The following is a 13314-nucleotide window of genomic DNA, read 5'->3' on the forward strand; positions in this document are numbered from 1 at the left end:
TCTATCGATTTCTATCCTAACAGAGCTAAAGGGTCCCTAAAGGCAAAACCGGATAAATCCCACCCAGCAGGGTTTCACGGCTGGCACCGGTGACCGACGGCAGATTGCCGGCCTGTCCGGACAGGGTGCGAAACGCCAGCCAGGCAAAGGCCAGCGCCTCCATGTCGTCACCGCTGATGCCGAAATCATCGGTCAGACACACTTCGGTTCCCGGCAGTAGCGCGGACATCCGCGCCATCAGCAGCAGGTTGCGCGCCCCGCCGCCACACACCAGCAAACGTTCACAACCACCCGCCAACTGTACCTGCTCGCAAATGCTGGTCGCCGTCAGTTCCGCCAAAGTGGTTTGCACATCAACGGGGCTGACTGACTGCAAGCCCGAGAGCTGACGCTCCAGCCAAGCGGCATTGAAATACTCGCGGCCGGTGCTTTTCGGCGCAGGCAGCGCAAAGTAAGGATCGGCCAACATCTGTTGCAGCAACGGCAGGCAGACGCGCCCCTCCATCGCCCATGCGCCGTCTTTGTCGTAAGGTTGCGAACGATGGCGCCATACCCAGGCATCCATCAGCATATTGCCCGGCCCGGTATCGAAACCACGCACCGGCGCGCCTGGCAACAACAGCGAAAGGTTGGCAATGCCGCCAATATTGAGCACCATACGGCGCTCTACCTGATGCGCCAACAGCGCCTGATGAAATGCCGGCACCAGCGGGGCACCCTGGCCGCCGTAAGCCATATCGCGACGGCGGAAATCGCCGACGGTAGTGATATCGGTCAAGGCGGCAATGCGATTGTTATCGCCCAGTTGCATCGAGAAACGTGCAGCGCCTTCAGGTTCATGCCATACCGTCTGGCCATGACAACCAATCGCGGTGATGTCGTGCGCCGACATGCCGGTTTGTTTCAGCAAGCCAAGCACCGCCTCGCCAAACAACGTCCCAAGCTGCGCGTCCAGGCGGCCCACCGCAGAAAGCGTGGTCTGCTGGCCCTGGCACATACCGAGAATGTCTTGCTTAAGTTGGATTGGCATCGGGTGGCTGTAACTGGCCTGCTGCGCGACCATTCGTCCGTCGATTGCGGCAAGCACCACATCGACGCCATCCAGACTGGTGCCAGACATAACACCTATATAGCGGCCTGACTTCATAGCAACATCCTTTAACCCGCACGGGGAAGCAAACTTTCAACAGATAAATAAACCAGAATTAGACCATTAACGCCATGAATTATGATGTCTTTTTTCACCTCTGTGAGCGATGCGCCTGTTTTTAGCGGTTAGCCAGGGTGATAAAAGTGGCTAAACTGCGGCTCAACCCGTAACGGAATTTGTTCCGGCCCTGTCATAAAGCTAAACCACCGTTTATTATTGGTTGAACAGAGTAAAGTTAAGCTGCGTGCAGTGACGGGCATGGTGATGTACGTGTGTTTGCGCCATACTTTGTCTATTATTTTCACTGAATCTGGGCCTGGAAAGGTTTCCCAGGTTATGGACTACCACAACAGGAGTTTTATATGATCAAGCGTCTTCTCGTCGTTGCCGTCGCCGCAGTTACGCTGGCAGGATGCGCCAATGAATCCATGTCCGGCGATGTCTATTCATCCTCGCAGGCCAAACAGGTTCAGACCGTGACTTACGGTACGCTGGTTTCTGTCCGTCCAGTCAAGATCCAGGGCAGCGACAGTTCGAATACCATTGGGGCGATCGGCGGTGCGGTACTTGGCGGCTTGCTGGGTAACACCGTAGGTGGCGGCACCGGCCGTACCCTGGCAACCGCAGCGGGCGCAGTAGCCGGCGGCGTTGCGGGCAACAGCGTCGGTGAGCTGGCAGGCCGCACCACGGGTTATGAGTTGGAAATCAAGACCGACCAGAAAGAGAACATCGTGGTGGTTCAGAAGGCTGGCGCAACCAAGTTCAGCGTAGGTCAACGTGTGCGTATGGCGCGCACTGGCGACACCATTACCGTCTCCCCGCTGTAAGCGGAAGCTGGAAGGTAAAACCGGAGGCCAAGGCCTCCGGTTTCATTTCCGATGCTGTGAAATCTAATCAAATAAAGATAACGTTATTATTGTTTATTTTGCAATTCAGAGATGTTTTGTTCCAGCTTGCCAATCAAACCTACCAACAACTGCACTTCATCCGTGGTAATGCCACTCAAAATCTCACCGCGCGTAGAGCTGATAACGCTGTCCACTTCCCTGATGATGGGATCGGCCGCTTCAGTCAACTTGATACGCTTTGCACGCCGATCGTTAGCGCAAGTGTGGCGAGTAATAAGCCCCTTCTCTTCCAGTTGGTCCAGCGTGCGAACCAGCGAAGGTTGTTCAATGCCGATTGCCTTGGCCAGTTGAATCTGCGACTGCTCCGGCGGTAGGCGATTGATATTGTGCAAGGTGACCCAGTGTGTTTGCGTGAGCGCCAACGGCTTAAGCCGATGATCGATAAGCGCGCGCCAAACACGAACTAATCGTGCTAAATCTGAACCTAATGATGACTCCACTTCCCCCTCCTTATAATTAGCATGCTAATATAACTATCCAAAGCTTAGACCATTCTGAGTAACTCACATTAAAAACACAAATGTATATAATGTATTTTGTAGAAATAGCCACCGTTTTGGTCAGTTATTGTTTATCCTTTACGCAAATATTTAACATATTCACTAGTAGGGATTGTTAATGTGAATAGTTCATGGCTTCACGCCACCTCCCCTCTGCCCGATTTGGTGCTCGGCGCCTCACTCTATTTTCCACCGATATTTAAAGCTTTTTTGCTCGGGTCAGTTTTATGGCTACTGGCACACCGCCTGTTGCGAGACTGGATTTATTCCGGCGAAATTTGGCATCCCATGTTGATGGATTTGTCTATTTTCGTCATCGCCGTCAGTGGCTCCTTATGGATTTTAGCGAGTTGGTAACTCATGACGCATAAAACGTTAAAATATTTCTCTACGGTAATCGTCTGCGCCATTGCCCTATGCGCCGGTTGGTGGTTATGGAATTATTATATGCAATCCCCGTGGACCCGTGATGGAAAGGTGCGCGCCGAGCTCGTCAATATCACACCAGAAGTTTCTGGAAGATTAGAGAAAATAACCGTACATGACAATCAGTTCATACCTGCGGGAAGTCTGATTTTTACTCTCGACCCGGTGCCATACCAGATTGCGCTGGACAATGCCGAAGCCGCGCTGGCAAAAGCGCAGTCCGATCTGGCCAAAGCGGAGCATGAGGCGGCACGTCGCCGCAGCCTGCCAAAAAACGTTATTTCTGCCGAAAATATGGACGAGTCAAATTTAGCTGCACAGGCAATGAAAGCCGCGTATAACGCCGCCAAGGCTAATCTGAAACAGGCTAAATGGAATTTAAGTAAAACTAAAATGTACGCGCCTGTCGATGGCTATATCACTAATTTGCAAGCACGAGTTGGGAACTATGCCAGCGCCGGCACGCCGTTGGTTGCGCTGGTCGACGCACACTCATTTTACGTGCTCGGTTATTTTGAAGAAACCAAGCTCAAGCATATAAAAGAAGGCAATAAAGCGGACATCGTTTTATATAATGGCAACATTCCTCTGCAGGGCCAAGTGGAGAGCATTGGCCGCGCCATTAACGATCAAAGCGTCGACAGCAGCAGCGATTTATTAATGGACGTGAAACCCAACGTTCCCTGGGTACGTTTGGCGCAGCGCGTGCCGGTACGGATAAAACTGCTGAATGTGCCCGCCGATCTGCCCTTAGTGGCGGGCACCACCTGCACCATCGCCATTCATCAGTAAGGCTAACCAGTGAATCTGCCCTTTTTGGAATGGAACCGTACTCCCTGGGGTAAGGCTACCGGCGGTCAGTGGCGCTATGCGCTGCGCAACTCGCTGGCCATGTGTCTGTCATTGTGGGTGGCGTTCGTCCTCAATCTCGACGAGCCTTATTGGGCGTTGACCTCCGCGGCGGTGGTCAGTTTCCCCACCGTCGGCGGCGTCATCAGCAAAAGCATCGGGCGCGTTATCGGCAGCCTGATCGGTGCCGCCGCATCAGTGGCCATTGCCGGCCATTGCCTGAACGATCCCTGGCTGTTCACCCTATTTATCGCCGCCTGGATCGGTTTGTGCACTTACATTTCCAACCATTATCAGAACAACGTTTCCTATGCGTTTGCACTGGCAGGCTATACCGCCGCCATTATTGCCTTCGGCACGGTCAACGTCACCGATACTCAGCAGATCTTTGATATCGCTCAAGCGCGCGTCTGCGAGGTCATCACCGGTATTCTGTGCGGCGGCGTAATGATGATGATCCTGCCCAGCACCTCTGACGGTGAAACCCTGCTGACTTCGTTAAGACGTATGCACCTGCGGCTGTTGGAACATGCCGCCATGCTGTGGCAACCGGAAATCACCGCTCAAATGCGCACGTCGCATGAGGGTGTTATCAGCCAGATCCTGACCATGAACCTGCTGCGTATTCAGGCGTTCTGGAGCCACTACCGACTGCGGCGGCAAAATAACGTGCTCAACTATATGCTGCACCAGCAGCTGCGCCTTACCAGCGTGATCTCCAGCCTGCGCCGCATGTTGCTCAACTGGCCGGATCGCCCGGCCAATCTGGCAGCCGTCCTGGATCAATTGCTGACTGAGCTGCGCGATCCCGCAACCGATAAATACCGGCTGGCGCGTATCCTGCAGCAGATAGCGCCTCAGGATCCGACAGATTACCGCCACCGCGCCTTCTGGCTGCGGCTACGCCATTTCTGCTGGCTGTACTTGCGCTGCGTTCGCTGGTTGCAAAGAGTGGAAAGCGTCACGCCGGTCAGCGATATCCAGCCCCCTCACGTGACCTCTCTGGCGCGTCATACCGACAGTTACGAAGCGGCCTATAACGGCCTGCGCACCTTTTTGTGCATTATCATCGGCTGCGCTTACTGGATAAACACCCAGTGGGATGCAGGCAGCTCGGCGCTGACGTTAACCGCCATCAGTTGTGTGCTCTATTCTTCCACCCCTTCGCCGATCAATAGCATTACCACCTTGTTGAAAGCGGTACTGCTGCTTTCGGTCGCCTGCTTTGTGGTGAAATTCGGCCTGATGATCCAAATTGACGATTTTTGGGTATTCTGCGCCTTCCTGTTCCCCATTCTGGTCACCCTGCAGATGATCAAACTGCAAAATCCGCCCTACGCCGCGCTATGGGGGCAACTGATCGTATTTATGGGTTCTTTTCTCACCGTCACCAACCCACCAAGTTACGATTATCAGTCGTTTATCAACAACAATATCGGCAAGATTGTCGGGGTATTGTTTGCCGGTTTGGCATTCCAGATCCTGCGGCCCAGTTCCGACAAGCGTAAAAGTCGGCGTATTATTCGCGCTCTGCGACGCGACTTTAGCGATCAACTGAGCCAAAAACCGCAGCAGAGCGAGAGCCAGTTTGAATCTCTGATTTATCACCGCATCAGTCAGTTGAATCAAAGCCAGGATCAGGAGGCGCGCAGCTGGTTATTGCGCTGGGGCGTGGTGCTGCTCAACTGCAGCCATATCGTTTGGCAATTGCGTGACTGGCAAACACGCTCCGATCCGCTCTCGGCGGTGCGTGACGTCTGCATTCACTGTCTACGGGACATTATGACCGAGAAAGGCGTACAGCATCGTTCTCTGGACGCCACACTGCTGGAACTGCTGCGCATGAGCAATGCGTTAGCGCACCACCCGGAACAGGCGGCGCGCGATCTTGCCGGATTGATTTGGCGGCTTTACTGTTCGTTGCAACAGTTGCAGCAGGCAATCACCCCGCCTGACAACGCGGCGACAACATCCGCCGCCCGTTAAACCCGGTTATCCCTTAATCACACCGCAGGCGAAACGCTCGCCCCCGCCCCCCAAGGGTTTCGGATGGTCGGAATGGTTGTCGCCACCGGCATGTACCATGAGCGCTTTGCCGGTTATTTCGCTGATTTTTTTCAGTCTCGGTGCCAACACCGGATCGCTGGCCATACCGTCTGCCGTGACATAAATGGCCGGCAGATCGCCCAAATGGCCGTCTGCGTAGGGGCCAAGGTGCTTGCCGGTTTTTTGCGGATCAAAATGCCCCCCCGCCGCCAACGCCGCTACCGCCTTGCCCTCTTTCATACCCGGCTCGCAACTGCCGTTCTCGTGCACATGAAAACCGTGCACGCCTGCAGGCAAGGCTTTTAACTGAGGGGTAAACAGCAGGCCGTAAGGCGTTTCGCTGATCGTGACTTTGCCAATTTCTTGACCAATTCCCTGTCCGGTCACCAGATTCATGTCAACATCCACCGTTGCCGCCTGCGCGACTCCACAGGCCATCAGGCCAAAGGCCGCATACCAATAATGTTTCATCAATCACTCTCCATGAAATATCTGTGAACCTTGAGTATAGGGTAACGGATGAGGTCGCCGCTCAGAATGGGGACAAATCTGACGATAAGATTCGCATTATTAATACTTCGCATTAATAATAATTTTACCGCCCGTGGTCATCCGACCAGTTGTCGTTCGGTTTGTTCTGTTCACCTACAATCGCTGCCAGTGCTATTTGCTGATTAAACAAGCCAATGCAGCAAACTCATAAGGAACTGATATGGGCATATTCAACTACCAAGATCTCGATGATGCGCAATCAAAAACATTATTTTCTGATGCCTTGGCGATCTCCACGTACGCATATCACAATATCGATAATGGTTTTGACGAAGGTTATCACCACAGCGGCTTTGGATTGGGCTTGCCGTTTACGCTGGTTACCGCCCTGATTGGCAGCACTCAATCGCAGGGCGGACTGCCGGGCATTCCCTGGAATCCCGATTCGGAAAAAGCAGCGTTGGCAGCGGTTAATAACGCCGGCTGGACCCTAATCAGCGCTAACCAATTAGGCTACCAGGGCAAAACGGATGCCCGCGGCACCTATTACGGCGAGAGCCTGGGTTACACTACCGCACAAGCGGAGGTACTGGGAAAATATGACAGCACGGGCAACCTTATCTCGATTGGCATTGCCTTTCGCGGTACCAGCGGGCCGCGCGAGTCATTAATTACCGACAGTATCGGCGATCTGATCAACGACGTGCTGGCAGGCTTTGGACCCGAAGGCTATGCCGACAATTACAGCCTGAAAGCTTTCGGCACGTTACTGGGCGATGTGGCTGAGTTCGCCCAGGCGCATGGCCTGAGCGGCGATGATATTACCATCAGTGGCCACAGCCTGGGCGGGCTGGCGGTGAACAGCATGGCAGCGCTCAGCGACGATAACTGGCAGGGTTTCTACTCGCAATCCAACTACGTGGCGTTCGCCTCGCCAACGCAATATGAAACAGGCGGCAAAGTCATTAATATTGGTTACGAAAACGATCCGGTATTTCGCGCGCTGGATGGCACCACACTAACGCCGGCATCTTTAGGCGTCCATGATGCGCCACAGGGATCCGCCACCAATAATATCGTTAATTTTAACGATCATTACGCCTCTGCCGCCTGGAATATCTTGCCTTTCTCCATTCTGGATATCCCGACCTGGTTGTCCCATTTGCCGTTCTTTTATCAAGACGGGCTAATGCGGGTGCTGAATTCAGAGTTTTACTCCCTGAGCAATAAAGACTCGACGGTGATCGTTTCCAACCTCTCTGATGTCACCCGAGGTAATACCTGGGTGGAGGATTTGAACCGCAACGCCGAGAAGCACAGTGGACCGACCTTTATTATTGGCAGTGACGGCAATGACTTAATCAAGGGCGGCACCGGCAACGATTATCTCGAGGGGCGTGCCGGCAATGACACTTTCCGCGACGGCGGCGGGTTTAACATTATTTCCGGCGGCGAGGGAAATAACACGCTGGACTTGCAGCAGGCATTGAAGAAAACCGAAGTGGCTTACGATGGCAATACGCTTTATCTGCGTGACGCCACAGGCGGAATTACTCTGGCAAGCGATATCGGCACCTTGCGCACTAAAGAAACCTCGTTATTGCTCTTCCCCAAAGAAGTAGACCATCAGGTGACCGATGCCGGGTTGACATCAGGCTCCAACCTCGAGGCCTACGCCGCGTCATCCAATGGCAGCGACGGCGCCGATACCCTGCACGCCGGAGCCAGCGACAGTTGGTTGTTTGGCAAAGGTGGCGATGACCAGTTATTTGGCCACGGCAGCGGCAATCTGACGTTTGTCGGCGGTAACGGCAACGATACGCTGCAGAGCGTCGGCAGTAACAATACCTTCCTGTTCAGCGGAGATTTCGGCAGCGATAAGGTGTACAACTTTGGCACCTCCGACAAGCTGGTCTTTCTGGGGACTCAGGGCGCCAGCGGCGATTTCCACGATTATGTTTCGCAACAATCTGACGGGTTGACGTTGGCCTTCGGCGAAAATAAAGTGACGCTGATCGGCGTAAGCTTCGAAAACCTCAACGATAGTCAGGTAGTGTTGGCTTAAAATAAAAAGCCGGGCTCTCCACAGGCCCGGCTTTTCCAATGGCGAGGTTGGCTAATGCTTAAGGCACGTCGTAACCCAGCGCCGCCTTGCGGATGCGGAACCACTGTTGGCGGTTCAGCGTCAGTTCCTGTGCTTTCAGCGCCGAACACACGCGCTCAATCTTGCCGGAGCCGATAATCGGCAGCGGCGCAGACGGCAGGCGCATGACCCAGGCGTACACCACCTGCTCAATAGTTTCGGCGCCGATTTCCTGCGCCACCGCCTGCAATTCATCACGCAGCGGCTGGAACTCTGCGGCGCTGAACAAGCGACCACCGCCCAGACAAGACCAGGCCATCGGCTTGATGCGCAATTGCTGACACTGATCCAGGGTGCCATCCAGAATGGCCGGCTGATGGATCGGTGAAATCTCAACCTGATTGGTGACCAGCGAGAACGGCAGGCGCGATTGCAGCAACGTAAACTGTGCCGGCGTGAAGTTGGAAACGCCAAAATGGCGCACCTTGCCGCTTTTGTGCAGGGCAACAAAGGCCTCCGCCACTTCATCGGCCTCCATCAGCGGATCCGGGCGATGAATCAGCAGCAGATCCAGATAGTCGGTATGCAGAAGCTCCAGTGAACGTTCGGCGCTGTGCACAATATGATCACGATCGGTGTTGTAATGGCCGATAGGGTTACCGGGCTTGGCAGTAGTGGCGATCCCGCATTTAGACACCAGTTCCATCGACTGACGCAGCGAAGGTTTGAGACGCATTGCCTCGCCGAACGCCTGTTCGCAGGCATAGCCGCCATAAATGTCCGCGTGGTCGACGGTGGTAACACCCAGTTCGATATGCTGTTCGATAAACGCCAGCAGTTGTTGCGGCGTCATGCCCCACTCCATCAAACGCCAGTATCCGCAAATCATGCGGGAAAATTCAGGCCCCTGCGGCGCGAGTTGAATACGGTTTACCATCGTTAAAACCTCATGACATTGTTTAATGCCAGCATACACAAGCGGATAAGAGCGTGGGAAGCGGAAAGCCTCGTTAACGTGCGGCAGATCAGGAAAGGCTCAGAACAGCGACGGCTGTTCCGGTTGCGGTTCATCAGGCTGTTTATTGGCGCGCTGCAGGCGCAGGAAGCGTTGATGGCACAGGCGCAGCACGTCGCGTTTTTGCGCGTCGCTCATTTGCATCCAGCCAAAACGCTCTTCGCGACTGCGCAGGCAGCCACGGCAGAAACCGCGCTCATCGGCCTGGCAAATGCCGCGGCACGGGCTGGGGATGTCGAAAAACTCAAGCTGCTGCGGCACACGTCCTCCTGCATTCTCTTGCTAATTGAAGACGCCATTAGCGCCGCTGGCAAGTGACTTTTCGGTATGGCGGCGAAAATAGTCGCGCAAATAGCGCAACGCCTGCCGATTTTTCTCGGGCATCGCCCTTTCCAGCGTCAGCGCATGCAGCCGCAGCGGCGCGGGCCGCCATTCCGGCATCAGAGGGATAAGTTCCCCACGCTGCAATTCGTCCTCGATTTCATTCAGCGGCTGAACCGAGATCCCGAGGCCGCTGCGAGTAAAGGCACGCATGACAGTCATGCTGTCGCTGACGATCTGCCCTTCCGCCAGCCGTAATTTAAGCTGCTGCCCACTCAGGTGGTGCAAATCCAGATATGCGCCGCTGTAAATACCCGAAATCCAGCGGTGTTGCATCAAATCCTGCGGCGTCTCCGGTACCCCGTGCTGGCTGAGATAACGCGGCGCGGCGCAAAGCACCATCGGCCACTCGGCCAGCGGATGGGCGATCATATTCGCATCCGCCAGTTGGCGGTTGACCCGCAGCGCGATATCGATTCGCTGCTCAATCATGTCGACGATCCGATCGTTCGCCAGTACGCGCAGCGTCAGTTTAGGGTGCGCTTGCAACAGCGGCGCCATCGCCTCCGCCAGCGGGCGACCGCCAATACCGACCGTGGTGGCGATACGCAGTTCCCCCACCAGAGTGTCGCGCAATTCCGCCAGCCGCTGTTCCGCTTGCTGCGCCTGAAACAACATCGCTTCGCAGCCGGGATAGAACGCCGCGCCCGCTTCAGTGAGCGCCAATCGCCGCGTGGAGCGGTGCAATAACGGCACGCCGAGCGCTTTTTCCAGCGAACGCATATGCTGGCTGACCGCCGATGGCGTCATGCCCAGTCGCCGGGCCGCGCCGGCCAGCGATCCTTCCGCCACCACGGTGGCGAATACCGCCATTCGATTCAGTTTATCCACGATTATGAAGTTTTACTTAATCAAGAAAGCATGAATATGGCACTAATCAGGTCTATTGTTAAGTACTAGAGTATATCCAACGTCTCAGGTCAAACCGGCCTGAACCCGCAGACAGACCCTATTCCTGACAGGAGCAAACAATGAAAGTAGCCATTATTGGAGCAACCGGTTTTGTTGGCCGCCGCGTGGTGGACGAAGCGCTGGCGCGCGGCTTGCAGGTGACGGCGATTGCACGCCAGGCCAAGGACTTGCCGGACAACGCCAACCTGACCGTAGCGCTGGGTGACATCGCCGATACCGAATGGCTGGCGAAACAGTTGGCGGGCCAGGACGCGGTGATCAGCGCCTATAACCCAGGCTGGGCGGAAGATAATCTGTACGAAAAAACCATCACCGGCGCGCAGAAAATCCTGAACGCAGTGGAAAAGGCCGGCGTTAAACGCCTTTTGGTGGTCGGCGGTGCCGGCAGCCTGGAGGTCGCGCCGGGCGTTGAACTGGTAGACACCCCGCAGTTCCCGGAAAATATCCGCCCGGGCGCGCAGGCCGTGCGTGACCTACGCAACAAACTGCGTAAAGGCTCGCCACTGGACTGGACCTATCTTTCCCCTGCCGCGTTGCTGGAACCCGGCAAACGCACCGGCCAGTTCCGCCTCGGCACCACCCAGTTACTGATGAATGGCCAGGCGCCGGCCGGCATCTCAGTAGAAGATTTGTCGGTAGCCATTATCGATGAGATCGAAAAACCGCAGTTTATTAAAGCGCAGTTTACCGCCGCTTACTAAACGCCCCGCCAGACCGCGATCCACGCGGTCTGGCGACTGTAAATTAAACAAAAAGTAAACGAACCTGCCACCATTCTGAATCTCTAAGGCTTTCTTAAGTTTCATCCTGTAAATTTCAGCGCATTACTCATTATCAGGATTCAGATTCGGCAATGTGGTTACGTCAACGCTTACAGTGCAACAGCCTGGGGTTTATCCTCGCCAGCGCCTTGTTTTTCACTCTGTTCCAGAATGCGTTATTCCTGCATAAGGCCTGGTCGTATATCAATTTCGATAGCGTCCACAACCTGATCTTCGCCGCCACCATGCCGGTGGTGATTTTCTGCGCGCTGAACATTATTTTCAGCGTATTGACCGTGCCTTTCCTGCGCAAACCGCTGATGATTTTCTTCCTGCTCGGCAGCGCGGCCGCCAACTATTTTATGTTCAGCTACGGCATCGTTATCGACGGCAACATGATGCAAAACGCCTTCGAAACCAATCCGCAAGAAGCGACGGCGCTATTGACGCCACGCATGGGGTTGTGGCTGGCGCTGCTTGGCATCTTGCCTGCGGTGTTGGTGTGCTTTACCGACATCCGCAAAACCCGTCCGTGGTGGTATATGGCCGGGCTACGCGCCGCCAACGTGATGCTCTCGGTGGTGGTGGTACTGATTATCGCCACGCTGTTTTATAAGGATTACGCCTCGTTGATCCGCAATAACAAAAGCGTGGTGAAAATGCTGACGCCATCGAACTTCGTTTCCGGCACCATCAAGTTTACCCAGCAGCGCTATTTTACCCGTAACCTGCCGTTGGTGAAAATCGGCGAAGATGCGCGTAAAGGGCCGCTGATCGCCGGGCAGCAAAAGAAAACGCTGGTGATCCTGGTCGTGGGTGAAACCGCCCGCGCCGAGAACTTTTCGTTGGGCGACTACGGGCGTGAAACCAACCCGCGTCTCAAGCAAGACAACGTTGTGTACTTTAAAAATGCCAGTTCCTGCGGCACCGAAACCGCCATCTCTGTCCCCTGCATGTTTTCCAATATGCCGCGCAAGGATTACGACGCCACCCTGGCAACCCACCAGGAAGGCATGCTCGACGTACTGGCGCATGCCGGTGTCAACGTTCTGTGGCGCGAGAACGACGGCGGGTGCAAAGGTGCCTGTGATCGCGTGCCGCACGTCGATATGACCAAGCTGAAACTGCCGCAGGATTGCGACGGTGACGTCTGTATGGATAACGTGCTGCTGTATAAACTGAATGACTATATCAACGGCCTGAAAGACGATAGCGTGATCGTGTTGCACCAGATGGGCAGCCACGGGCCGGCCTATTTCCGCCGCAGCACGCCCGAGTTCCGGAAGTATTCGCCAACCTGCAACAGCAACCAGATCCAGGATTGCACCCATGATCAGTTGGTGAATACCTATGACAACTCACTGCTGTATACCGACGCCATGCTGGACGACACCATCAAATTGCTGCAACAACACAGCGACAAATTCAATACCGCGCTGGTATACCTCTCAGATCACGGCGAATCCCTGGGTGAAAATGGCATGTACCTGCACGGCACGCCTTACGTGTTTGCCCCAAGCCAGCAGACCCACGTTCCTTTTCTGATGTGGATGTCCGCCGACTATGAACGCAACTTCAAGGTTGACCGCCAGTGCCTGAGCAACATGGCCGAAAAGGATGAGATCTCGCAAGATAATCTGTTCCATACCCTGCTCGGTATGCTAAACGTACAAACTCGCGAGTATCAGCCGCAACTGGATATTTTGCAGCATTGCCGCAGCGGAGCATAAAGGCTTAACTTCGGCCCCCTGCTCGGGCAAAATACCGCTCTTCGTAACCGGCGTTTTTGCG

At 54.8% G+C, this 13314-nt stretch carries 13 protein-coding genes; 7 read left to right on the forward strand and 6 right to left on the reverse strand.

Annotation, left to right across the window (positions count from 1 at the left end; translation table 11 throughout):
- Nucleotides 1-25 precede the first annotated feature (25 nt).
- Nucleotides 26-1147 carry an anhydro-N-acetylmuramic acid kinase gene (gene anmK, locus V2S86_RS08595; RefSeq protein WP_330762073.1) on the reverse strand — a complete coding sequence of 374 codons (1122 nt, stop codon included), beginning with the start codon at nt 1145-1147 and terminating at the stop codon, nt 26-28.
- 365 nt (nt 1148-1512) lie between these two features.
- On the opposite strand from anmK, the gene V2S86_RS08600 reads away from it, so the two are divergent.
- A complete protein-coding gene (locus V2S86_RS08600) occupies nt 1513-1977 on the forward strand; it encodes a glycine zipper 2TM domain-containing protein (protein ID WP_166728786.1) in 465 nt (154 codons plus the stop codon).
- Nucleotides 1978-2063: 86 nt separating this feature from the next.
- Here V2S86_RS08600 and slyA read toward each other — a convergent pair whose 3' ends face one another.
- Nucleotides 2064-2498: a transcriptional regulator SlyA gene (gene slyA / locus V2S86_RS08605; RefSeq protein WP_212559616.1), complete on the reverse strand. Its 435-nt coding sequence runs from the start codon at nt 2496-2498 to the stop codon at nt 2064-2066.
- A 180-nt stretch (nt 2499-2678) separates the two neighbouring features.
- Between slyA and V2S86_RS08610 the strand changes: the two genes are divergently transcribed.
- The 3 genes from V2S86_RS08610 to V2S86_RS08620 are packed head-to-tail and all read left to right on the forward strand — an operon-like array spanning nt 2679 to nt 5819.
- Complete coding sequence (locus V2S86_RS08610; protein WP_330762074.1) at nt 2679-2915, forward strand: DUF1656 domain-containing protein; 237 nt, start codon at nt 2679-2681, stop codon at nt 2913-2915.
- 3 nt (nt 2916-2918) lie between these two features.
- Nucleotides 2919-3776 (forward strand): HlyD family secretion protein, encoded by an 858-nt coding sequence (locus V2S86_RS08615; protein WP_330762075.1) that lies wholly within the window; start codon nt 2919-2921, stop codon nt 3774-3776.
- Between the two features lie 9 nt (nt 3777-3785).
- Nucleotides 3786-5819 (forward strand): FUSC family protein, encoded by a 2034-nt coding sequence (locus V2S86_RS08620; protein WP_330762076.1) that lies wholly within the window; start codon nt 3786-3788, stop codon nt 5817-5819.
- A gap of 6 nt (nt 5820-5825) precedes the next feature.
- Here V2S86_RS08620 and sodC read toward each other — a convergent pair whose 3' ends face one another.
- Entirely contained in the window at nt 5826-6350 is a 525-nt protein-coding gene (sodC, locus tag V2S86_RS08625; RefSeq protein WP_330762077.1) for a superoxide dismutase [Cu-Zn] SodC, read from the reverse strand.
- 241 nt (nt 6351-6591) lie between these two features.
- Between sodC and V2S86_RS08630 the strand changes: the two genes are divergently transcribed.
- Nucleotides 6592-8436: a polyurethane esterase gene (locus tag V2S86_RS08630; RefSeq protein WP_330762078.1), complete on the forward strand. Its 1845-nt coding sequence runs from the start codon at nt 6592-6594 to the stop codon at nt 8434-8436.
- 58 nt (nt 8437-8494) lie between these two features.
- Here the strand turns inward: V2S86_RS08630 and V2S86_RS08635 are convergent, their stop codons facing one another.
- From V2S86_RS08635 to V2S86_RS08645, 3 genes are all read right to left on the reverse strand, one after another.
- A complete protein-coding gene (locus tag V2S86_RS08635; protein WP_330762079.1) occupies nt 8495-9391 on the reverse strand; it encodes an aldo/keto reductase in 897 nt (298 codons plus the stop codon).
- A 99-nt stretch (nt 9392-9490) separates the two neighbouring features.
- Nucleotides 9491-9730: a DUF1289 domain-containing protein gene (locus tag V2S86_RS08640; RefSeq protein ID WP_013812685.1), complete on the reverse strand. Its 240-nt coding sequence runs from the start codon at nt 9728-9730 to the stop codon at nt 9491-9493.
- 21 nt (nt 9731-9751) lie between these two features.
- Nucleotides 9752-10681, reverse strand: a complete 930-nt coding sequence (locus tag V2S86_RS08645; RefSeq protein WP_330762080.1) for a LysR substrate-binding domain-containing protein — start codon at nt 10679-10681, stop codon at nt 9752-9754.
- A gap of 140 nt (nt 10682-10821) precedes the next feature.
- Between V2S86_RS08645 and V2S86_RS08650 the strand changes: the two genes are divergently transcribed.
- Together V2S86_RS08650 and eptA are read left to right on the forward strand one after the other, a co-directional pair.
- Nucleotides 10822-11463 (forward strand): NAD(P)-dependent oxidoreductase, encoded by a 642-nt coding sequence (locus tag V2S86_RS08650; RefSeq protein WP_330762081.1) that lies wholly within the window; start codon nt 10822-10824, stop codon nt 11461-11463.
- A 152-nt stretch (nt 11464-11615) separates the two neighbouring features.
- Nucleotides 11616-13253: a phosphoethanolamine transferase EptA gene (gene eptA, locus V2S86_RS08655; RefSeq protein ID WP_330762082.1), complete on the forward strand. Its 1638-nt coding sequence runs from the start codon at nt 11616-11618 to the stop codon at nt 13251-13253.
- The last annotated feature ends 61 nt before the right edge of the window (nt 13254-13314 follow it).

The sequence above is a fragment of the Serratia sp. C2(1) genome (assembly GCF_036352655.1).
GTDB lineage: Bacteria > Pseudomonadota > Gammaproteobacteria > Enterobacterales > Enterobacteriaceae > Serratia > Serratia inhibens.